The organism is Nonomuraea sp. bgisy101, assembly GCF_057708945.1.
The window spans coordinates 60,638-81,734 of record NZ_JBYITD010000006.1; the positions used below are offsets into that span (position 1 = coordinate 60,638).

Sequence of the window (21,097 nt, forward strand, 5' to 3'; positions counted from 1 at the left end):
CGCGCGGGCAGGCGCACGAATCGTCGGTACCGCCCGCACGAGCGCGGCAGGCGGGAGAGGGGAAGGGAGCGGGTAGACTTCTCAAGTTGCGTTCGTAACGCCTTCCGCTAGGGCGGGTGAGGGTGAACGCAGTATCCGAATCTTCCCGATGCATCCCTAGGAGATGTCGTGTCCGAAGTACGTATCGCCGCCGAAGCCCGCACCGAGTTCGGCAAGGGCGCCGCCCGCAAGATCCGTCGCGCCGACAAGGTGCCCGCCGTTCTCTACGGGCACGGCATCGACCCCAAGCACCTCACCCTGCCCGGCCACGAGGTCCTGCTCGCGCTGCGCACCGCCAACGTCCTCATCCGCCTCCAGGGCGACGGCGTGGACGAGCTGGCGCTGCCCAAGGGCGTCCAGCGTGACCCGATCAAGGGCTTCGTCGAGCACGTCGACCTGCTGCTGGTCAAGCGCGGCGAGAAGGTCACGGTCGAGATCCCGGTCACGACCACCGGTGACGTCAACTCCGAGGGTCTGCTCGACCAGCAGTCCGTGAGCATCGCGGTCGAGGCCGAGGCCACCCACATCCCGACCGGCGTCGAGGTCGACGTCGAGGGTCTGGAGGTCGGCGCCTCGATCACCGCCGGCGACCTGAAGCTGCCGCAGGGCGCGACGCTCGCCGCCGACCCCGAGACGGTCATCGTCCAGGTCATCGCCAAGCCGACCGAGGCTCCCGCCGAGGAGGAGGCCGCGGGCGAGGCCGCCGAGGCCGCCGCCGAGGGTGAGTCCGCCGAGGCCGCCGAGTAAGTAGCCAGAGCCCGGAACGGGGCGAGCCGGGCACCGCCCAGCTCGCCCCGTTTCTGCATGGAGGAGCGATGGATCGCTGGCTGATCGTCGGCCTGGGCAACCCCGGGTCCGAGTACGAGGGCAACAGGCACAACGCGGGCTTCATGGTGCTGGACGAGCTGGCCGCGAGGGCGGGCGGCAAGTTCAAGGCGCACAAGAGCCGGGCGCACGTCCTGGAGACCAGAGGGGCGGTGCTGGCCAAACCGCAGACGTACATGAACCTGTCGGGCGGCCCCACGAAGCTGCTCGCCGACTTCTACAAGATCACTCCCGATCGGGTGATCGTGGTCCACGACGAGCTGGACATCCCGTACGGCGCGCTGCGGGCCAAGTTCGGCGGCGGCGACAACGGGCACAACGGGCTGAAGTCGATCACCAAGGTGCTGGGCACCCGCGACTACCTGAGGGTGCGGTTCGGCATCGGCCGCCCGCCGGGACGGATGGACGCCGCCGCCTTCGTGCTGAAGGACTTCGGCACCGCGGAGCGCAAGGATCTGGCGTTCCTGGTCGACCGGGCGGCGGACGTGGTGGAGTCCCTGGTGGAGAAGGGGCTGGAGGCGACGCAGAACGCCTTCCACAGCGTCGATCTGAAGATCTCCGGTCCACCTCGCTGAATTCCGGTCACACGGCACTACTCCCCGCTACCATTCCATGACTGTCTGTTGGGATAGGTTATGGGGGGCTGATGACGGTCGCGAAGGTCGAGCCGCCGCTCGTCTGGCGAGCCGGCCCTCGCATGCCCAGATGGGTGCGCTCCTACCGCGTGCGAGCGCTGTGGGTGGACCTGTCGTGCGCGATGGCCGGAGCGATGCTCGCCTTCTCGGCCAGGTTCGGTGAGCTGACGCCGCACGCCGCGCCGTACATCGTGCTCAGCCTCGCGCTGCCGCCCGTGTGGGTGTGCGCCGTGGCGCTCAACAGGGTCTACGAACCGCGCCTCATCGGCATCGGCTCGGAGGAGTTCCGCAGGGTTGTCAGGTGTGGCCTGACGCTGACGGCGGCGATGGCGATCTGCGCCTACGCGACCAAGACCGAGGTGGCACGCGGCTATGTCGTGCTGGCGCTGCCGTTGACGACGCTGCTGACCGTTCTCTTCCGCTACGGCCTGCGCCGCGCGCTCCACCGGCGCAGGGCCGCGGGCCAGTGCATGCGCAGGGTGGTGGCCGTCGGCCACGCCGCCGGCGTCGCCGAGCTGGTGGGCAGGTTCCGCAAGGAGCGCTACCACGGCATGGAGATCGTGGCCGCGTGCCTGCCCGAAGACTCTCCTGACAAAGAGGTCGGCGGCGTGCCCGTGGCGGGCGGGTTCGGCGACGTCCCCCTGGTGGTGGCCCAGCTCGGCGCCGACACGGTGGCGGTCCTGGCCTGCCAGGAGATGGACGGCGTGGCCCTGCGCCGCCTGGCCTGGCGGCTCGAGCGGACGCACACCGAACTGGTCGTGGCGCCCGCGCTCATGGAGGTGGCGGGTCCGCGCACCACGATCAGGCCGGCCGCGGGCCTGCCGCTGCTCCACGTGGAGCATCCTGAGCTGACGGGCGCGCGGCAGCTGGTGAAGAACGTGTTCGACAGGCTGGTGGCGCTGCTGCTGCTGGTGCTCGGCACGCCGCTGCTGCTGGCGGTGGCGGCCGCCGTACGGCTGGACAGCCCGGGTCCGGCGCTGTTCAGGCAGACGCGCGTCGGCAAGGGCGGCAGGCTGTTCACGATCGTGAAGTTCCGCACGATGCGGCAGGACGCCGAACGGCTGAAGGTCGAGCTGGTCAGCGACGCCGACGGCCTGCTGTTCAAGGTGAGGAACGATCCACGCGTCACCGCTCTCGGCGCCCTCATGCGCCGGCACTCCCTGGACGAGCTCCCGCAGCTGATCAACGTGCTGCTGGGTCACATGTCGCTCGTCGGTCCGCGCCCGCCGCTGCCGGAGGAGGTCGCCAGGTACGGCGACGACGTCCGGCGGCGACTGCTGGTGCGTCCGGGGCTGACGGGGCTGTGGCAGGTTTCCGGCAGGTCAGATCTGTCGTGGGAGGAATCCGTCCGCCTCGACTTGCGTTACGTCGAGAACTGGTCACTCATGCTGGATCTGCAGATCCTGTGGAAGACTTGGTCGGCCGTCGCCCGCGGGCAAGGAGCTTATTGATGACGATTCGCGACGACCATTCGCTCGCCTCGGACCTGGCGACGGAGGCGGGAGAACGTCTGCTCGCGCTACGTGCCCGCGACGGCTTCGAGCACCCGCCCTCGCTGCGGGCCGAGGGCGACCGGATGTCCCACGTCTTCCTCACCGAGGCGCTGGCGCGGCTGCGGCCCAGCGACGGCGTGCTGTCGGAGGAGGCCACCCGCGAGGAGCGCGAGGACCCGGCGAGGCTGACGGCGGGCAGGGTGTGGATCGTCGACCCGCTCGACGGCACCAGGGAGTTCGCCGAGGAGGGCCGCGAGGACTGGGCGGTCCATGTGGCGCTCTGGGAACGCGGCGCCCTGGTCGCGGGCGCGGTGGCGCTGCCGGCTCAGGGGCGCACGCTGTCGACGGGCGAGCCGCCCAAGCTGCCCGTCCACCAGGGCGGCAGGTTCCGTATCGCGGTCAGCCGTACCAGACCGCCCGAGTTCGTCCAGAAACTCGCCTATCTCGCCGGCGCCGACCTCGTGCCGATCGGCTCGGCCGGAGCGAAGATCTCCGCGGTTTTGACCGGCGAGGTGGAGGCGTACGTCCACGCGGGCGGGCAGTATGAGTGGGATTCCGCGGCGCCTGTGGCGGTCGCGCAGGCCTCCGGAGCCTTCGCGAGCCGAATCGACGGTTCTGAGCTGGCCTACAACCAGGAGGACCCCACTCTTCCGGATATCCTTGTTTCCCTACCGGAGCTGGCGCCAACGTTGCTCGCCGGGATCCGCGACCTGCACCGCTAATGCCGGAGGAAGCCCCCATGCTTCAGCGCGACTACACGACGTCGCAGCTCGACGTCCTAGAGGCCGAGGCCATCCACATCATGCGCGAGGTGGCAGCGGAGTTCGAGCGGCCCTGTCTGCTCTTCTCCGGCGGCAAGGACTCCATCGTCATGCTCCGCATCGCGGAGAAGGCGTTCTGGCCCGCGATGATCCCGTTCCCGCTGATGCACGTCGACACCGGGCACAACTTCCCCGAGGTCATCGACTTCCGCGACCGGCGGGCGGCGGAGCTCGGCGCGCGCCTGGTGGTGGCCAGCGTCCAGGACTCCATCGACGCGGGGCGGGTCACGGAGGAGACCGGGCGGCGTGCCTCCCGCAACCGCCTGCAGACCACGACGCTGCTCGACGCGATCGAGGACAACGAGTTCGACGCGGTCTTCGGCGGCGCGCGCCGCGACGAGGAGAAGGCCCGCGCCAAGGAGCGCGTGTTCTCCTTTCGCGACGAGTTCGGCCAGTGGGACCCGAAGAACCAGCGTCCCGAGCTGTGGAACCTCTACAACTCGCGGATCCGCAAGGGCGAGCACATCAGGGTGTTCCCGCTGTCCAACTGGACAGAGCTCGACATCTGGGACTACATCCGGCGCGAGGGCATCGAGATCCCCTCGATCTACTACGCCCACACCCGCAAGGTCTTCGAGCGTGACGGCATGCTGCTGCCGGACGACCCCGTGGTCAGCAGGGGCGACGACGAGCCGCTGTTCGAGACTGTCGTCCGCTACCGCACGGTCGGCGACATGACCTGCACGGGCGCCGTCCAGTCCACGGCCGCCACGGTCGAGGAGATCATCGAGGAGATCGCGGTCACCAGGATCACCGAGCGGGGTGCCACCAGGGCCGACGACCGGGCCTCCGAGGCCGCGATGGAAGACCGCAAGAGGGAGGGGTACTTCTAATGGGCCCCCTTCCCCTCGCAAGCCGTACCACCACGGGAGAGCAGCTGTAATGGACATCCTCCGCTTTGCCACGGCGGGAAGCGTCGACGACGGCAAGTCCACCCTCATCGGGCGCCTGCTCTTCGACTCCAAGGCCATCTTCGAGGACCAGTTGGAGGCCGTCGAGCGCACCTCGCGCGACCGCGGCACCGAGTACACCGACCTGTCGCTGCTCACCGACGGCCTGCGCGCCGAGCGGGAGCAGGGCATCACGATCGACGTGGCCTACCGCTACTTCGCGACCCCCCGGCGGAAGTTCATCATCGCCGACACCCCAGGTCACATCCAGTACACGCGCAACATGGTCACCGGCGCCTCCACGGCCGACCTGGCGATCATCCTGATCGACGCGCGCAAGGGCGTGCTGGAGCAGTCGCGCCGGCACGCGTTCCTGACCACGCTGCTGCGGGTGCCGCACCTGGTGCTCGCGGTGAACAAGATGGACCTCGTCGACTACTCCGAGGACCGGTTCGAGGAGATCCGCGAGGAGTTCACCGCGTTCGCCTCCAAGCTGAACGTGGCCGACCTCACCTTCATCCCGATCTCCGCGCTCAACGGCGACAACGTGGTCTCCAGGTCGGAGAACATGCCCTGGTACCAGGGCTCCTCGCTGCTGCACCACCTGGAGAACGTGCACATCGCCTCCGACCGCAACCTGGTCGACGTGCGCTTCCCCGTGCAGTACGTCATCCGTCCGCACAAGACCGAGTTCCACGACTACCGCGGCTACGCGGGGCAGGTCGCGGGCGGCGTCCTCAAGCCCGGTGACGAGGTGCTGCACCTGCCCTCGGGCCTGACCACGCGGATCGCCTCGATCGACACCTTCGACGGGCCCGTCGAGGAGGCGTTCCCTCCCATGTCGGTCACCCTCCGGCTGGAGGACCACATCGACGTCTCCCGCGGCGACCTGATCTGCAGGCCGAACAACCGGCCGCACGTCGCGCAGGAGCTGGAGGCGATGGTCTGCTGGATGTCCGACGCGGTCAAGCTCGCGCCGCGCTCGAAGCTGACCATCAAGCACACCACGCGTACGGCCCGCGCGCTCGTGCGCGACCTGCACTACCGGCTCGACGTCAACACCCTGCACCGCGACGAGGCGGCGACCTCGCTGGGGCTGAACGAGATCGGGAGGGTGTCGCTGCGGGTCACCCAGCCGCTGTTCGTGGACGACTACGCCCGCAACCGGATGACGGGCGGGTTCATCCTCGTCGACGAGGGCACCAACACGACGGTCGGCGCCGGAATGATCGTCGAAGCCAGGGCGTGACGCCCGTCGGGCTCGCGGCCCCCATGTGACCGCGAGCCCGTGACGGCTTGTGCCCGCCGTACGGCCTGAGCGCCGCGTGGTCCTTCCACGCGGCGCTTTCGCGTGCGGGCGCAGGCCTTAGGTAGATCATTTTACGTTTTGGTGACGCCGCGATTACTCTCCGCGCTAACGTCTCCACGGTCCGTATCCGTCGCACCGCCGGAGGCGTGCCAGTGAGTAGCCGGGTGATCTTTCTCGGTGGCCTCGGCCGCAGCGGAACCACGCTGCTCGAGCGTCTTCTCGGCGAGCTGCCCGGCGTGGTGCCGCTCGGTGAGGTCGTCCACCTCTGGGCGCGCGGCGTGCTGGCCGACGAGCCGTGCGGGTGCGGCGAGCCGTTCGGGCGCTGCCCGTTCTGGCGCGAGGTGGGCGAGCGCGCCTTCGGCGGCTGGCCGCGCGAGCTGGCCGAGCGGGTGCTGGCGCTGCGCCACAGGGTCGACCGCACCAGGCGCATCCCCGCGGTCGGCCATCCCGACCTGGCCGAGTACGTCGCCGCCTACGACCGCGTCTACTCCGCCGCCATGGACGTCGCCGGCGGCACGGTCGTCGTCGACTCCAGCAAGCACGCCTCGCTGGCGTTCTGCCTGTCGGCCGGCGGCGTGGCCCCCCGCGTGGTCCACGTCGTGCGCGACCCGCGCGCCGTGGCCCACTCGTGGCGCAGGACGGTCGCCCGCCCCGAGGACGGCCGGCCCATGACCAGGTGGGGAGCGATGCGCACATCACTGCACTGGAGCGCCCAGAACCTCGCGCTCGACCTGCTGTCGCGATGGAACGTCCAGGTGACCAGGGTCCGCTACGAGGACCTGCTCGCCGATCCCCGCACCACCCTCACCGCGCTCGCGACCGAGCTGGGCCTCGACACCCGCCTCGGCTTCCTCGACGGCGCCACCGCCAGCCTCGGCCCCGCGCACACCGCCTCGGGCAACCCCATGCGGTTCGCGGTCGGCCAGGTGCGGCTCTTCCACGACGACGCCTGGCGCGGCGGCCTGCCCGCCGTCCAGCGCGCCGTCGTCTCGGGCCTGACGGCCCCCCTCATGACCAAGTACGGCTATCGCGGAGCGGCGGCATGACTCCCTCGGTCGGCGTGGTGATCCCCACCACGGGCAAGCGGCCAGAGCAGCTGCGGGCGGCGACGCGCGCGGTGCTCGCCCAGGTCTACCCGGGCAGGATCGACCTGGTCATCGTGGTCGACGGCGGCGACCCCGCCGCGGTCGCCGAGCAGGTGGCCGACATCGTCGCGCCCGCGTCGGGCGCCGACGACCACCACAGGGTGCGGGTGCTGCCCAACAGGCTCAGCCCCGGCCTGCCGGGGGCTCGCAACACCGGCATCGCCGCCTCCGACACCGACCTGGTCGCCTTCTGTGACGACGACGACGTCTGGCTGCCGGGCAAGCTCGCCGCACAGCGCGGCGCGCTCACCGGCGGCGCCGACTTCGCCAGCTGCTCCATCGAGGTCGAGTACGGCACCCGTCGCATCCCCAGGCTGGCGGGCGTCAACCGGGTCACCAAGGCCGACCTGGTGCGCTCGCGGATGGTGATGGTCCACTCCTCGACGTTCCTGTTCGAGCGGGGCGCCTACTGGGTCGACGAGAGCGCGCCCGCGGGACAGAACGAGGACTGGGACCTCGCGCTGCGCGCCGCCAAGCGCCGGCCGATCGCGCACGTCGACCGCCCCCTGGTCAGGGTCCGCTGGGGCGCGTCGCAGTACGTCGCCAAGTGGGCCGACCGCATCGCCGGGCTCGAGTGGATGCTCGCCCGGCACCCTGAACTGGCCGTGGATCCGCGCGGCGCGGCGCGGATCTACGGCCAACTCGCGTTCCACAACGCGGCCCTCGGGCGGCGCGGGGAGGCGGGCCGGTGGGCGCTGCGCACCTTCGCCGCCCGCCTCGGCGAACCCCGCGCGCCGATCGCGCTGGCGGTGGCGGCGGGGCTGGTGTCCGCTCCCGCGGTGCTCGCCCTGCTGCACGACAGAGGCCACGGGATTTGAGCGGTACAACCCCGCGCCCCGCCGCCGCCCCCGGCCTGACCCCCGCCGAGGGCCTCCACCCGCCCGCGATCAACCCCACCCACCCCGCCGACCCCGCCGACCCCGCCGACACCATCACGACTCACCTCTCAGGCACCTCCACGACCCACCTCTCCGGCACCTCCACGAGCCCCACCTGCGGCGGCAACGCGACCTGCACCTGCGGCGGCACCACGACCTGCACCTGCGGCGGCACCACGACCTGCACCTGCGGCGGCACCACGACCTGCACCTGCGGCGGCACCACGACCTGCACCTGCGGCGGCACCACGACCTGTGACGCCGGTCGCACGTCCGCCGCCCGTGACTCCGGCGCGCACCCCGCCTTCGCCACCACCAGCGAGCCTTCCGCGCTCGAAGCGTTCTCCGCCTGCGGGGAATCCTCGGTGTCCGGTGAGATGGGCGCTTTGGGTGGAGTCGGCCGCTCCGGGGGCCCTTCTGCTGTTGGTGGGGTCGCCGTGTCTGGTGCGGTTTCCGCTTGCGGTGGGGTCTCGGCCGGTGGGGAGTTCTCGGTGTCCGGTGAGATGGGCGCTTTGGGTGGAGTCGGCCGCTCCGGGACCCCTTCCGCTGTTGGCGGGGACGCCGTGTCTGGTGCGGTTTCCGCTTGCGATGAGGTCTCGGTGGGCGGGGAGTCTTCGGTGTCCCGCGAGATGGGCGCCTTCGACGGTGCCTCCGCCCCTGGGAGGGTCTCGGTCTTTGGCGGGGCCGCGGTCCCTCGGGGGGTTTTCGTCTCCGGTGGGTCTTCGGTCTTCAGCGGGGCCTGGGTTTCCGGTGAGGACTTCGTCTCCGACCGGGCGTCGGCCTTCGGCTGGGTCTCCGAGGAGGCCGTCGTCGCCTCGCATCCGGCGCGGGTCACGGCCACGCGTCTCACCCCGCACCCGGAACTCCACGGACTCACCCGCCCTCCCGCCGGCGACGGGCCGCGTGGGGCCGGGTCGTCCCCACCGGGTGACGGGTTCGCTCCACGCGTGCCCGCCGACCCGGTAGGCCGTCCTCAGAGGGTGCGGGTGGCCGGGGTCGAGGTGGACCCGTTGACCGAGCGGCAAGTGGTCGACTGGGTGGCCGGAGCTCTCGACCAGGGCACGGGCGGTCACATCGTCACCCCGAACGTCGACATCTGCCGCGCCGTCTCCACGAACCCCGCCCTCAGGGCGCTGGTCGCCGCCGCCGATGTCGTGGTCGCCGACGGGATGCCGCTGGTCTGGGCGTCCAGGCTGCTCGGCACACCCATCCCTGAGCGGGTGACGGGCGCGGACCTGATCTGGTCGCTCAGCGCGATGGCGGCCACCGCGGGTCGGCCCGTCTACCTGCTCGGCGGCCCGCCTGGCGTGGCGGCGAGGGCGGCGAAGGCGCTGGCTGGCCGCTGCCACGGGCTGGAGGTGTGCGGGGTGGACGCTCCGCCGTTCGGGTTCGAGAAGGACCCCGAGGAAGTGGGCAGGCTGAGGGCCAAGCTCGTCGCCGCACGGCCGAGCATCGTCTTCGTCGGGCTGGGGTTTCCCAAGCAGGACCGGCTGATCGCCGAGCTGCGTGCCGATGCGCCGGGCGCGTGGTTCGTGGGGTGCGGGTCGGCGATCGCGTTCGCGGCCGGCGCGGTATCCAGGGCACCGGCGTGGGCGCGGCGGGCGGGCGCCGAGTGGCTGTTCCGCCTGGTCGGCGAGCCAGGGCGGCTGGCCAGGCGCTACCTGGTCGACGACGTTCCGTTCGCGATGCGGCTCATGGCGAGGTCGTTGCTGGGCCGACGGTGAGGTTCCCCCGCGCGAAAGATCAGAGAGGCCTCGTGAGAGCGGCCGAAGGGCCTTGGGCGATGGCGGCGCACCGCGAGGAGGGTGCGCGGGCGGATGGTGAGAGCGCGGGGGCGGGCCGCCCGGGCGCGGCGAGTGGTGAGGGTGCGGGGCTGGTGGTGAGGGCGCCGGTCGTCAGGGGGCGGGGAGGGCGTGTCACCGAGTGAGATGGCGGATCCTGGCGATGTCGTCGTGGCTCAGGCGGTCGCGGTAGGAGTGGAGCGCCCGGCTGGAGTCCATCGGGCGGTACGCGGTGCGGGAGAGGCCGGACCAGGTGAAGCCACGCTCCGCCGTACGGGATGCCGTGCAGGCGCGGGTGATGCGACGTTCGGCGGCAGGCGACCAGCGCAGCCCCGCGACCTCGTAGAGCCTGCGGAAACCGGGCACAGGCGCGGTGGCGAGGTCCTCGTACGAGACCACGGTGATGCCCTCGGCGCGGGCCAGGACGGCGCGGGCGACCCGCCAGAGCGCGCAGATCTTGGCGATACGGTCCTGGGAGCCGACGAGCGCCCGCAACTCCCCGATCTCGGGGTGGTCGCGGACGAGCAGGGGCTGTTCGAGCAGCTCGTGGAAGTAGACGGTCCAGCCGAGCCGGGTCCACGAGCCGACGAACGACACGGGGTCGCGGACCAGCGCGATCACCGTGCAGCCGAGCCCGCGCGCGAACCATCCGGCCGACAGCACGGCGAAGGGATCGTCGAGCAGCGCGCGGCGTCCGGCGAGGCGTCCCCACGTGAAGGCGGCGCCATAGCGGGCGAGCCTGGCCAGGTCGTACGGCGAGCGGTTGGCGCGCAGCTCGGCCAGGAAGCCGTAGCGGAGAGCGGCGGTGTCGCGGAACGCCGGCAGCCAGTCGGCGGAGTTGTCGTCGCAGATGTACTGGAAGCGGTGTGTCACGGAGGCGCGCAGCACGCCGGGGCAGCGGCCGGGCGGGTGCTGCGGGTTGAGCGGCTCGTTGACGTAGACGAGTTCGCCCGAGGCGCACAGCATCTTGCCGGCCCAGCTCGTGCCGCTGCGGGGAAGCCCGGTGACGAGGACCGGCGTCACGCGGCCGCCCATGAACGGAACCGCAGGGCGGTCAGGCTGTGGCGGCCGAAGGGACGCAGGCCGTAACGCTGGTGGATCTGCCACAGCGGCAGCAGGTTCTTCAGCAGCGCGCCGCCGGACCAGCCGAGCGCCGCGCCCAGCGCCCCCTGCGTGGGGATCAGCGCCAGGTCGAGCACCACGGTGAATCCGACGGCGGCGAGCAGGTTGGCGAGGCTGGAGGTGGTGTGCCCCGCCGAGGTGAGCACGACGTCGACCATGCCGCACGCGGTCGCGACCATCATCGTCGCCGCCAGCACCAGCGCCACGGGCACCGCGTCGCCGTAGCCCGTGCCGAAGACGCGCAGCAGCCACGGCGCGAGCAGCGCGTAGCCGAGCCAGACCGGCCAGGTCAGCAGCACCAGCCACATGGTGGTCACCTGGTAGAGCTCACGGGCGCGCGTCAGGTCGCCCTCGGCCATCGCGCGCACCAGGCGGGGCTGCGCGGCCTGGGAGAGCCCCTGGTTCGCCAGCTGTCCGACCACCTTGAACCTGGTCGCAGCCGTATAGACCGCCACCTGGGCAGGTCCGGCGAGCAGGGCCACGATCATGATGTCGAGCCGCTGGAACACCGCCTGGATCGCGCCCGCGGCCGATCTCGGCGCGGTGTGCCGCCACAGGTCGCGTCCCGTGCCGGGAAGGTACGGCGTGCGCGGCACCCGCCCGCGCAGGCTCGCCGCGGCCAGCACCACCAGCAGCAGGTACGGCACGCCCCACGCGGCGGCGAGCGGGCCGGTGACCTGCTCGTCGTGGCCGTCGGAGGAGCCGGGGAGGAGGCCTGCCGGCGAGGTGAAGGCCACGGCGCCCACCAGCGCGAGCTGTGCGACAGGGAGCAGCACGCCGTCGAGCAGCACGGTCGGGCGCATGGTGCCGAACCCTCTGGTGGCCGCGAGGAGGACGTCGGCGACGACGACGAAGGGCAGGGCGAGGGCGAGCGGGCCGAGGTGGGGGTACAGCAGCGCGCTCGCCGCGAGGGAGAGCGCGGCGCCAGGGGCGACGGCTGCCCGGATATATCCGGATATGCCGCGGTAGTCGTAGGTCTTGGCTCGGGCGATGAAGTAGATGAGGCCGGTGCCCGCGTCGAGCTTGGCGACCCCGGCGACCATCAGGGCCAGCGCGGTCGCCGTGAAGAAGCCGCCCGCCTGGTCGGCGCTGAGGGCTCTGGTCACCACCACGACCAGGAGGAACTGGGCGAGCGCGCCCACTCCGGCTCCGGTGATGCCCGCGATCCCCCCTCTGGCCACCCGCCCCAGCATCCCGCCGCCCCCACGAACGCCGGGGGTCCCGCTGCGTCCGCGGGCATCGGAGGTGGGACCGTCTCTGGGAATGTCGGAGGTGGGGCGGTCTCCGGGAATGTCGGAGGTGGGGCTGCCCACGCGGGCGCCGCACGCGGTCGTGGTCGCGGGCTCCGGGGGAGCACCGGGTGCGGGGCTCGCGCGAGGGGTCGACGCGGGGCGGTCAGGAAGGTCCGGCGGGGTGGAGGGGTGGGGTTCCTCGGAACGGTCGGGGGTCACTGGCGCCACGAAGGATCACCGCCCAGCCATGGCACGAGGTCCGTGTCGTACACCTCGAAGTGCTCCATCAGCGTCTGCCGTACCGACTCGGGCAGCGGTTTGGGCCTGGACCTGCCGTTGTGCCGCTCGAACACCGGGCCGCCCAGCTCGGGCACGCCGAGGAACTCGAGCACCTGGCGGTAGACCCGCTCGGGCTCGGCGAAGAACACGTGGCTGTCGAGGACGAGGATCCGCTCGCGCCCGAACAGCGGCTCCAGCCGGTTGAGCTGCTCCGCGTACCGCCCGCGGGCCAGGTAGGCGTGGTGGCGGTGGGAGTGGTGGAGTGAGTGCGGCTGGGACCTCAGCTGCTCGGCCGCCCCGGCCAGCCGCCTGACCTCGAGCTCCACCGCGTACTCGAAGTGCGATTCGGTCTCGAACCCGCGCGCCAGCTCGTGGGAGTGCGCCGAGAAAGCCCGCTCGACGGGGTCGCGGACCAGCACGATCAGCTTGACGCCCGGCAGGTCCCTGGCGATCCGTTCGCCCGCCAGCGGGTGGAACAGGTAGTAGGGCGCCGACTCGAAGGCCATGGGCTGGATGCCGTACCTCTTCTTGAGCAGCGCCGCGCCCACCTTCAGCGGGAAGTGTCCCTGGTACCAGGACACGCCCTTGGCGTAGCCGGTGTCGAAGTAGTGGACGCCCTTGTGCAGCACGGGCTTGAGCAGGAGCGGGTGCTGGGCGAGCGCACGGTAGAGCGAGGTGGTGCCGCAGCGCTGGGCTCCCATGATCAGGAAGGAGGGCAGCATCCGGCCGCCGGAGGTCAGCCGTCCCGTGGTGCGGGAGACGGACATGACCGAGTGCTTCATGGCGTTCATAGGAGGAGCTCCTGGTGGTCGACGAGCGGGTTGAGCCAGGACGAGGGCGGCCCCAGCGGCTCGTGCCCGTCGGCCGCGTGCCGGTCGGCGAGCGCGATGAGGTAGCGGATCGCGGTCAGCCGCGCCTGTGCTCCGGAGAGCCCGAGCGGCGCGAGCGCGCGCCCTGACTGGGCCAGGCAGGCCTTGGCGGCCTGGTCGGGCGGCATACGGCGCAGCGCTCGCTGGAACAGGTGGTGGAGGGCGTCGAAGCCGGGCGGCACGCCGACCTCGTAGCGTTCCCAGTCCCACACGTGGAGGCGGCCGTCGCCGGTGGGCGCGATGTTCCACGGGGACAGGTCGCCGTGCCAGGCGGGTCCCGCCGGCCCGCCGGTGGCCGCGATCTCCTTGACGGCGGCCGTGAGCAGTGCGGGCGCGACGCGGGCCCGCCGTACGGGGAGGGCGGACATGGCGAGGACGGCGAGCCCGTTCCACATCCCGTGGTAGAGCACGACCGGCGGGACCACGGTCTTGAGCGGCAGGTCGGCGAGCTTCGTCAACGCGGCGGCCTCGTTGGTGATGAGCTCGCGTGAGCGGGGCGTGTCGCCGATCTTCGCGAAGGCCATCAGGGAGCCGCCCGAGTGGAGCTCGAGGATGGGCTTGCGGTTGGCTCTGCGGGCGGGCCGTACGTGGAGGACCGCGCGGACGGGGGCGCCGAACACCTCGCCGAGGTGGCTCTCGATCGACCCCTCCAGGGGCAGCATGACCTTCGGCCCGAGGGGCGCGTGCCACCAGCGGCGCGGGCGCAGCCGCCGGGGGAGCACGGCATGTGGCAGCAGGCTGTAGGCCTGGGGGGCGCCAGGCCCCGGATACAGCAGGCGGATGGTCTGGCCGAGATAACGCAGCCTGATGCGGGCGTCACGCATATGTGTTCCTCCACAGGAGGGCGAAGGAGATGAGGTAGAGGCTGAGCGGCGTGACCAGGCCGTCGTAGACGAACATGTAGAGCAGCACGAGGATCATCACCAGAACCCCCGCCAGGCCGACGGGACTGCGGTCGGGCCAGTAGCGGCGGATGGCGCCGAGGAAGAAGGCGACGTAGAGCGCGGCGCCCACGAAGCCCTGCGTGATGATCAGGTGCCAGAGTTGGCCGTCGCTGCCGAGGGGTGGGTGTCCGCACTCCCGGCACCAGTCGGTCTTGCCCGTGGTGATCGTGCGGTGGTTGCCCATGGCGTTGCGGGTGTTGCCGTAGCCGATGATCGGAGAGCCCTCTGCCGCCTCGATGGTGGCGGACACGGTGAAGGCCCTGATGTCGTTGCTGTGGGGGTTGTCCAGGCGCTGGACGACCAGGTCGGCCAGGGGGCTGGCGACGAACACCACGGCGCCGAGCGCGCCGGCCGCGCAGATCGCCAGGCGGGCGCGGCCGCCGACCCTGACGACGACGTAGAGCGCGGCCAGGCCGAGGCCGATCCACAGGCCTCTGTTGAGCGAGTAGACGACGGGCACGGCGGCCGCCGCGACGAGCACGGCGGTCACGGCCTTCCTGCGCGGCCCGCCGTACACCCACCAGCCGACCACGAACCAGATGAGCAGCACCGACAGGTTGCTGCCCCACGCGTTGGCCCATTCGAAGGGCGCCTCGGGCCGCGGCGAGGCGTGGCCGAGCACCTTCTGGATCTGGGCGGCGGTGGGGTGAATGAGGTTCTGGACGAAGGCGTTTCCGCTGATCCAGCCGGGCAGGACGCGTTCGAGTGGCGAGGTGAAGGCGAACGAGGGGAACAGCACGCCGAGCAGCCCGCCCGCCACGGTGGTGACGAACAGCACGCCGAGCATCCTGACCAGGCGCAGCTGCGGGAGTTCGCGCTCGGTCAGGTTGCCGAGGTAGAGCACCATGATGAGGAGCGAGACGTAGAGCGCGAGGCGCATGAGGTAGCCGACGATCCGGCCCGCGCCGAACTCCCCGTAGGTGTCCTGCGGCATCTCGGCCAGCATCAGCGCGCTGAGCAGGTATCCGGCCAGCAGGAGCACCCACAGGCCCAGGCCGCGCGGCAACCTGATCGGCCGCCTGCGCCACAGGATGTACGCCATGGGGAAGGCGAGGACGATCACCGCGAGGCCGCCGAAGCCGAGCGCCCACCATACGGGATAGCCGACCAGCAGGGCCCCGATCGGCCATGCTGCCCGGCTGTCTCGGCGGGTGTCCCGCACCGTCACGTGTCGGACACCTGGGGGATGGGGGACGTGTCCGCCGCTTCGGGCTTGCGTCCCTGCTGACCGCCCGAGCCGCCCTTGGCGAGGATGTCGCCGGTGACCGGGCTGATCCTCTGCGGGGGCCGCCGCGCGGGGGCGGGCACGAGCGGTGCGGGCAGTCCGGTGGTGAGCCTCGAGGGCGCGGGCTCGGCCGGGGCGGCGGCGGGGCCCCGGTTCGTGACGGTGACCGCGCCGATGACCGGCACCGCGTGCCGCTCCAGCCGTCGTACTGCCAGCGCAACGTCGTCCGCCCTGGCCGCGCCGAGCCCGACCACCAGCAGCGCCCCGTCGGCTCTGGCCAGGTCGCCGACGTCGGAGCCGGTGAGCACGGTGACAGGCGCGGCGGCGGACAGCGGCCGCGCCACCGCCGTCGAGCCCAGCGCGGGCGGCACAGGGCGCAGCAGCAGCCGCGAACCCGGGCATGTGGCGACCACGGAGGCGGCCAGCTCGCGCAGCGCGTGGGGGTCGGCCGGTTCCGACAGGTCGGCGAGGACGGCCAGCCCGGTCAGCCGCTCGACGTCACCTGCCGTACGCAGCCCTTTGTCGAGCAGGTCGCGTGTGTAGGCGGCGGCGGCGCCGGACACGAGCCCGATCATCAGGCCGCTGCCGAGGTAGAGCGGGAGGCTGGGCGAGCTGGGCGCGGTCGGCTCGGCCGCCTGGCTGATGACGTAGCCGGGCGTCACCGCCACGGTCTTCAGCGAGTCGTATTTCATCGTGAGGCTGTAGATCTGCCTGGTCAGCACGTTCTGCCGCTGGGCCGCGATGGTGTGCTGGGCGGTGCCTCTGCGGAGCCCGGCCAGCTCCTCGACCACCTTGCCGAGGCTGGTGTTGACCTGCTTGAGCTTGGTGGCCAGCGCCTTGAGCTGGGTGGCGAGCGCGGCCTGCGCGGTCTCGGTGCGGTGTTCGAGGTAGGCCAGCGCGTAGGCGCGCGACTGCGCGGCGGCGATGGCGGGGGTGTCGGCCGTGACCGCGATGGACAGCACCGAGGAGTTGGGCGGAACGGTCACGTCCGCCGGAGCGGGTGTGGTCGTCAGCGCCTCGGCGGCCTTGGCCGACACGACCGCCGACTGGGCGATCTGGGCCTCGGTGTCGAGGTTGAGCGCCTCGCGCTGCCTGCCCGTCACCTGGTTGGGCTGCTCCTGCACGCCGGTGGAGGCGACGAGGACCTGTGTCGTGGCGGTGTAGGCGGGCGGGGTGAGGCGCAACAGCGCGACGCCGCCGAGCAGTCCGGTGAGCAGACAGGCGAGGAAGAGGGTCTTGCGCCTGCGTAGCAGCGAGACATGCTCGGCCAGGTCCGCGCCGGAGGACATCAAAAGCAATCTCCCTGTAGTCGCCACGCGACTGTGAGTTACTGGGGTCACGTCACTATAGGGCGGGCGGATATTTCCCCGGTCGAATACCGAAGATTTTCTCCCGACGCCCCCGTCAAATATCGCGAATTAGCGTGAAATGTCGGGGTTGGCGATCCGGGAAACTCGTGACCTCGCAGGTGGGTGGCGTGGCAGGGTGGATCGGCAACGCGGCGGGGGTTGACATGAATACCGAGGGGAGTGAAGAAGAATTGCGTCTGAGAAAAGCGACGGCCCTGATTCTGCTCGCCGTACTGCCCGCCTGTTCCACGGCCTCGGGAACGGCCCGGCCCACCCCGGCGGACACCCAGGTGGAGGCCAGGATCAACGGCCTGCTCGGCATCACGGAGTCGCCGGCGTGCGAGGTCACGGCCAAGCTCATCCCGTCCTGCGGCGCATGGTGGGGGATCGCGCCCGAGATCTTCACGGGGCTGACGTCCGACAGGGCGCTGGCGCAGGCGGAGCGGCGGATGGGCCGCGCCGCCGACATCCTGCACGTCTACCACCGGGGCAAGGAGCTGTTCCCGACCGGCAGGGAGATCGCGCTCGCGCGCGATCCCGGCCATCCCAGGATGTTGCTGATCAACTGGAAGCCGTCGTTCGACACGACCTGGGCGGCGATCGCCGACGGGGCGCTCGACCGGCGCATCGACCGGCTGGCCGAGCACATCAGGCAGACCTTCCCCGAGCGGTTCTTCCTCACCGTCCACCACGAGCCGGAGGACGACGTCAGGGCGAACCCGGGCTCGGGCATGACCGCCCCCGACTATGCCGCGATGTTCCGCCACGTCGTGCAGCGGCTGCGCGAGAAGGGGGTCAAGAACGCGATCACGGTCATGACCTACATGGGCGCGCCGAACTGGGCCTCGCAGCCGTGGTTCGAGCAGCTCTACCCCGGCGACGACGTGGTCGACTGGGTGGCGATGGACCCCTACGCCGACGCCATGGTCCGCGACTTCGACGGGCTGGTGAACAAGACCCGCAAGGACTACGCGCGATGGCCGGGCTTCTACCGGTGGATGCAGTGGCGCTTCCCCGGCAAGCCCATCATGATCGCGGAGTGGGGCGTGTTCTCCTCCGACCGCAAGCGCGCCTTCTTCGAGTCGACGCGGGCGCAGGTCACGCGCTATCCGCAGATCAAGGCGCTGGTCTACTTCGACTCGCCGCGCGCGCCGAGGGGCGACACCAGGTTCGACACCGATCCTGGGGCCGCGCGCGCCTTCACGACACTCGCAACGGATCCTCACTTCTCCGCGACGCGCGTGCCGCGACCGTGAGCGCCGCCCCGCCGAGGACCACGGCCCCGCCGAGGATCCAGGCGGTGGCCGTGTTGGGCACGTCCAGGAGCTTGAGCGCCGACGCGAGCAGCACCACGGCCAGCAGCGCCCTGATCGCGCCGCCGGGCGCCCATGCCGAGATCCGCGCGCCGAGATAGACGCCGGGGATCGAGCCGATCAGAAGCGAGAGCGTGAGGTCGAGCTGGAAGTCGCCATAGAGCAGGTGGCCGAGCGCCGCCGCGGCGACGAGGGGGACGGCCTGCACCAGGTCGGTCCCCACGAGCTGGTTGGCCTTGAGCGCGGGATAGAGGGCCAGCAGCGCCACGATGATCAGCGATCCCGAGCCGACGGAGGATACGCCGACGACCACACCACCGACGATACCGACCAGTACAGTCGGAATAGGGCGCACGTGAATATCGCGGGCACCCGACGAGCCGCCCCTGTCGCCGAGCCAGGTCTTCAGTACCAGGCCCGCGACGGCCAGCAGGAGCGCGACGCCCAGCGCCACCTTCACCGCCTGCTGGACGGCGGCGCCGTCGCCGAAGGCACTGACGAGGAAGACCCCGCTGAAGGCCGCGGGCACCGAGCCCACGCACAGCCAGCCGACCAGACGCAGATTGACGGTGCCCCTGCGCAGGTGGACCAGGCCGCCGACCGGCTTCATGATCGCCGAGGCGACCAGGTCGCTGGAGACGGCGGCCAGCGGGGGGACGTTGAAGAAGAGCATCATCATGGGCGTCATCAGCGCGCCGCCGCCCATGCCGGTCAGCCCGACGACGATCGCGACCAGGAACGACCCGGCCACCAGGGGGAAATCGATCAACGGACCCATCCTCCGCTTCTGAGCGCGTCGAGGACCCGGGAGACGGCGGCCCCGATCGAGATGTGCGTGGTGTCGATGACCAGGTCGGCGTCCTCGGGCTCCTCGTACGGATCGGAGATGCCGGTGAACTCGGGGATCTCGCCCGCGCGGGCCTTGGCGTACAGGCCCTTGCGGTCGCGGCGCTCGCACTCCTCCAGCGGCGTGGACACGTGCACGAGCAGGAAGTCGGCGCCGACGGACTCGACGAGCCCGCGCACCTCCTCGCGGGTGGCGGCGTAGGGTGCGATCGGCGCGCAGATGGCCAGCCCGCCGTGGCGCGCCGCCTCGGCGGCGACGAAGCCGATGCGGCGGATGTTGAGGTCGCGGTCGTCCTTGGAGAAGGTCAGCCCCTTGGACAGCAGGTGACGCACCACGTCGCCGTCGAGGTAGGTGACGGTGCGGGTGCCGAGCTCCAGCAGGGCGTCGCGCAGGCCGCGGGCGATGGTCGACTTGCCGGAGCCCGACAGGCCGGTGAGGAACACCACGACGCCCCTGCGGTGGGGAGGTCCTGGCAGGGTGACGGGTTCGGGTCCCGCCAGGTGCTCGGCCGCGCCGTAGGCGGTCGCGACGTGCTCGCGCAACTCCAGGTCGATCGCCTGGTCGTCGCGAGGGGCGAGGGGTGCCGAGACCACGATCGTGCCCTCCGGCAGCTTCTCGCGGGCCTTCAGCGCGGCTCTGACCACCGCGGGGCCGCCTTCGCCGTACGCCAGGGGGAGCAGCAGGACGACGCCTTCGAGCTCCTCGGCGACGGCCAGGATCTCCTGCGTGCTGAGGTCGTCCAGGGGGCCGCGCATGGTGACGGCCAGCGCGGGACGCCCCGCCAGCTCCTCGCGCACCTCGGCGGGCGAGCGTCGCAGCCTGGCGAAGGGGCCGTGCTCGACGGCGCCCAGGGCCTCGACGGGGCCTGCGACCAGATCGTCGTGCCCGGTCTCCGTCACGGTGAGGACGGCGAGCGCCACGCCCTCGGGGTCGAGCAGCGTGACCCTGTCGCCCTGCTTGGCCTCGGGGACGCGCAGCGTGACCGGCGCGGGCCACGGCGTGCCGTCGGCGAGGGTGCCGCGCTCTTCGACCTCGTGGAGGTCGTCATGGCCGAGGAAGCCGGTCAGCGGGTGGAAGGCGCCGGAGATCAGCAACTCGAGGTCGGCGAGCTCGCGAGGGTCGGGGGTCCACTGGAGGTGCGCCGTCATCGCTCCACATTTCCGATCGACTTAGTCGGATATACCTTACCCTGTCATATCAACCGGGCGAAATGATTCTGGGGCTTCCTGATGACCATCGTCACCTCGTCGTACGAAGAGGTGAACCTTCCGCCCGACAGCTTGTCGACCAGGCGCACCATCGCCGAACCTATGCCTCCCATGGCGGGACCGCTGGTCGAGGAGACATCGTCGCTGACCATCAGGCCGCGCATGAGGCAGAACGCGTGCATGCCCTCGCGGGAGGCGACCGGCTCGTAGACGGCCGGCAGCGGGCCCGTGCCCACGCCCTTCGACAGGCGCGACCACAGCAGGCGGCGGAGCCACCCGGGGGTGAGTCTGTCGCACAGGCCGTAAGCGGTGGACCTGTCGCGCATGCGCAGCAGCAGGAGGCCGCCGGGGCGCAGGCCGTTGAGCAGGCGGTCCAGGACGAGCTCCGCGTGCTGGATGCGCTCAACGAGGAAGGTCACCTGGACGGCGTCGAACGAGCGCGGCGGGACGGGGACCGAGCGGAGGTCGCCGAGGGTCCACGAGTCGAGGTCGCCGCGCTCGGACATGACCGCCCTGATGGCGGGCAGGTCCTCGTCGACGCCGACGACCCTGGTCTCGATCGCGTCGAGGGCCGGCGGCGGATCGTGGGCACACCCGGCGACGAGCAGGTCGAGCCTGCGCCCCAGTTGCTCGGTCCACTGCTCGCGGATCCGCTGCTCGAAGAGGTCGCCTCTGGCGACCGACCACACGTCAGCCATGTCACCCAGAGTAATCATATAAACGCGATCTGTTAGTGATTTCCTGGGCGTACTTGGGATGCCCTTCCGGCGGCCCATCCCCCGGACCGCGGCGCTTTCCGGGCGACGGGCGACCCGCCCGAACCCCGCCCGAACCCCTCGATCGTCGCGGCCGCCGCCGAGAGGGGACGCGGCGACCCGTTGCTCCGCGTAACC

Annotated in this window: 20 protein-coding genes; 10 read left to right on the forward strand and 10 right to left on the reverse strand. The window is 71.3% G+C overall.

Going from position 1 to position 21,097, the window contains the following annotated elements; genetic code table 11:
- Positions 1 to 168: 168 nt before the first annotated feature.
- The 8 genes from AC3EO4_RS13080 (at position 169) to AC3EO4_RS13115 (ending at position 7,975) form a co-directional block, all read left to right on the forward strand.
- Positions 169 to 786 carry a 50S ribosomal protein L25/general stress protein Ctc gene (locus tag AC3EO4_RS13080; protein WP_379583621.1) on the forward strand — a complete coding sequence of 206 codons (618 nt, stop codon included), beginning with the start codon at positions 169 to 171 and terminating at the stop codon, positions 784 to 786.
- A 68-nt stretch (positions 787 to 854) separates the two neighbouring features.
- Positions 855 to 1,439, forward strand: coding sequence for an aminoacyl-tRNA hydrolase (gene pth / locus AC3EO4_RS13085; protein ID WP_379583623.1), 585 nt, complete (start codon positions 855 to 857; stop codon positions 1,437 to 1,439).
- A gap of 71 nt (positions 1,440 to 1,510) precedes the next feature.
- On the forward strand, positions 1,511 to 2,950 hold the full coding sequence (locus tag AC3EO4_RS13090; RefSeq protein ID WP_379583625.1) for a sugar transferase: 1,440 nt from the start codon (positions 1,511 to 1,513) through the stop codon (positions 2,948 to 2,950).
- Entirely contained in the window at positions 2,950 to 3,714 is a 765-nt protein-coding gene (locus tag AC3EO4_RS13095; RefSeq protein ID WP_379583627.1) for a 3'(2'),5'-bisphosphate nucleotidase CysQ, read from the forward strand. Before AC3EO4_RS13090 ends, AC3EO4_RS13095 begins: the two co-directional genes overlap by 1 nt.
- Before the next feature lie 17 nt (positions 3,715 to 3,731).
- The gene (gene cysD, locus AC3EO4_RS13100; protein WP_379583629.1) at positions 3,732 to 4,646 is read left to right on the forward strand and encodes a sulfate adenylyltransferase subunit CysD; all 915 of its coding nucleotides are present in this window, start codon (positions 3,732 to 3,734) and stop codon (positions 4,644 to 4,646) included.
- Between the two features lie 49 nt (positions 4,647 to 4,695).
- Positions 4,696 to 5,952, forward strand: coding sequence for a sulfate adenylyltransferase subunit CysN (cysN, locus tag AC3EO4_RS13105; RefSeq protein WP_431895639.1), 1,257 nt, complete (start codon positions 4,696 to 4,698; stop codon positions 5,950 to 5,952).
- 227 nt (positions 5,953 to 6,179) lie between these two features.
- Entirely contained in the window at positions 6,180 to 7,058 is an 879-nt protein-coding gene (locus AC3EO4_RS13110) for a sulfotransferase family protein (RefSeq protein WP_379583776.1), read from the forward strand.
- Positions 7,055 to 7,975, forward strand: a complete 921-nt coding sequence (locus AC3EO4_RS13115) for a glycosyltransferase family 2 protein (protein WP_379583633.1) — start codon at positions 7,055 to 7,057, stop codon at positions 7,973 to 7,975. Before AC3EO4_RS13110 ends, AC3EO4_RS13115 begins: the two co-directional genes overlap by 4 nt.
- 121 nt (positions 7,976 to 8,096) lie before the next feature.
- Here the strand turns inward: AC3EO4_RS13115 and AC3EO4_RS13120 are convergent, their stop codons facing one another.
- Complete coding sequence (locus tag AC3EO4_RS13120; RefSeq protein ID WP_431895641.1) at positions 8,097 to 8,306, reverse strand: hypothetical protein; 210 nt, start codon at positions 8,304 to 8,306, stop codon at positions 8,097 to 8,099.
- A gap of 715 nt (positions 8,307 to 9,021) precedes the next feature.
- Between AC3EO4_RS13120 and AC3EO4_RS13125 the strand changes: the two genes are divergently transcribed.
- On the forward strand, positions 9,022 to 9,759 hold the full coding sequence (locus AC3EO4_RS13125) for a WecB/TagA/CpsF family glycosyltransferase (protein WP_488186342.1): 738 nt from the start codon (positions 9,022 to 9,024) through the stop codon (positions 9,757 to 9,759).
- 192 nt (positions 9,760 to 9,951) lie between these two features.
- Here AC3EO4_RS13125 and AC3EO4_RS13130 read toward each other — a convergent pair whose 3' ends face one another.
- The 6 genes from AC3EO4_RS13130 to AC3EO4_RS13155 all read right to left on the reverse strand — a co-directional run bounded on the left by AC3EO4_RS13130 (position 9,952) and on the right by AC3EO4_RS13155 (position 16,776).
- Positions 9,952 to 10,851 carry a sulfotransferase gene (locus AC3EO4_RS13130; RefSeq protein ID WP_431895643.1) on the reverse strand — a complete coding sequence of 300 codons (900 nt, stop codon included), beginning with the start codon at positions 10,849 to 10,851 and terminating at the stop codon, positions 9,952 to 9,954.
- A complete protein-coding gene (locus tag AC3EO4_RS13135; RefSeq protein WP_431895645.1) occupies positions 10,836 to 12,119 on the reverse strand; it encodes a lipopolysaccharide biosynthesis protein in 1,284 nt (427 codons plus the stop codon). Before AC3EO4_RS13135 ends, AC3EO4_RS13130 begins: the two co-directional genes overlap by 16 nt.
- Before the next feature lie 266 nt (positions 12,120 to 12,385).
- Positions 12,386 to 13,240 carry a sulfotransferase domain-containing protein gene (locus AC3EO4_RS13140; protein WP_379583643.1) on the reverse strand — a complete coding sequence of 285 codons (855 nt, stop codon included), beginning with the start codon at positions 13,238 to 13,240 and terminating at the stop codon, positions 12,386 to 12,388.
- Positions 13,237 to 14,142: a hypothetical protein gene (locus tag AC3EO4_RS13145; protein ID WP_379583645.1), complete on the reverse strand. Its 906-nt coding sequence runs from the start codon at positions 14,140 to 14,142 to the stop codon at positions 13,237 to 13,239. Before AC3EO4_RS13145 ends, AC3EO4_RS13140 begins: the two co-directional genes overlap by 4 nt.
- On the reverse strand, positions 14,135 to 15,430 hold the full coding sequence (locus tag AC3EO4_RS13150) for a hypothetical protein (RefSeq protein ID WP_379583647.1): 1,296 nt from the start codon (positions 15,428 to 15,430) through the stop codon (positions 14,135 to 14,137). The genes AC3EO4_RS13145 and AC3EO4_RS13150 overlap by 8 nt, the downstream gene beginning before the upstream one ends.
- Positions 15,427 to 16,776 carry a YveK family protein gene (locus tag AC3EO4_RS13155; RefSeq protein ID WP_431895647.1) on the reverse strand — a complete coding sequence of 450 codons (1,350 nt, stop codon included), beginning with the start codon at positions 16,774 to 16,776 and terminating at the stop codon, positions 15,427 to 15,429. Before AC3EO4_RS13155 ends, AC3EO4_RS13150 begins: the two co-directional genes overlap by 4 nt.
- A gap of 251 nt (positions 16,777 to 17,027) precedes the next feature.
- Here AC3EO4_RS13155 and AC3EO4_RS13160 point away from each other — a divergent pair, with 251 nt between their 5' ends.
- Positions 17,028 to 18,092 (forward strand): glycoside hydrolase family 26 protein, encoded by a 1,065-nt coding sequence (locus tag AC3EO4_RS13160; protein WP_379583651.1) that lies wholly within the window; start codon positions 17,028 to 17,030, stop codon positions 18,090 to 18,092.
- On the opposite strand, the gene AC3EO4_RS13165 is transcribed toward AC3EO4_RS13160, so the two are convergent.
- Genes AC3EO4_RS13165 through AC3EO4_RS13175 form a run of 3 tightly spaced genes read right to left on the reverse strand, consistent with a single transcriptional unit; the run spans position 18,037 to position 20,902 of the window.
- Positions 18,037 to 18,918, reverse strand: a complete 882-nt coding sequence (locus AC3EO4_RS13165; RefSeq protein ID WP_379583653.1) for a sulfite exporter TauE/SafE family protein — start codon at positions 18,916 to 18,918, stop codon at positions 18,037 to 18,039. The genes AC3EO4_RS13160 and AC3EO4_RS13165 overlap by 56 nt on opposite strands.
- The gene (cysC, locus tag AC3EO4_RS13170) at positions 18,915 to 20,144 is read right to left on the reverse strand and encodes an adenylyl-sulfate kinase (protein ID WP_379583655.1); all 1,230 of its coding nucleotides are present in this window, start codon (positions 20,142 to 20,144) and stop codon (positions 18,915 to 18,917) included. The genes AC3EO4_RS13165 and cysC overlap by 4 nt, the downstream gene beginning before the upstream one ends.
- 44 nt (positions 20,145 to 20,188) lie before the next feature.
- Complete coding sequence (locus AC3EO4_RS13175; protein ID WP_431895650.1) at positions 20,189 to 20,902, reverse strand: methyltransferase domain-containing protein; 714 nt, start codon at positions 20,900 to 20,902, stop codon at positions 20,189 to 20,191.
- Positions 20,903 to 21,097: the final 195 nt, after the last annotated feature.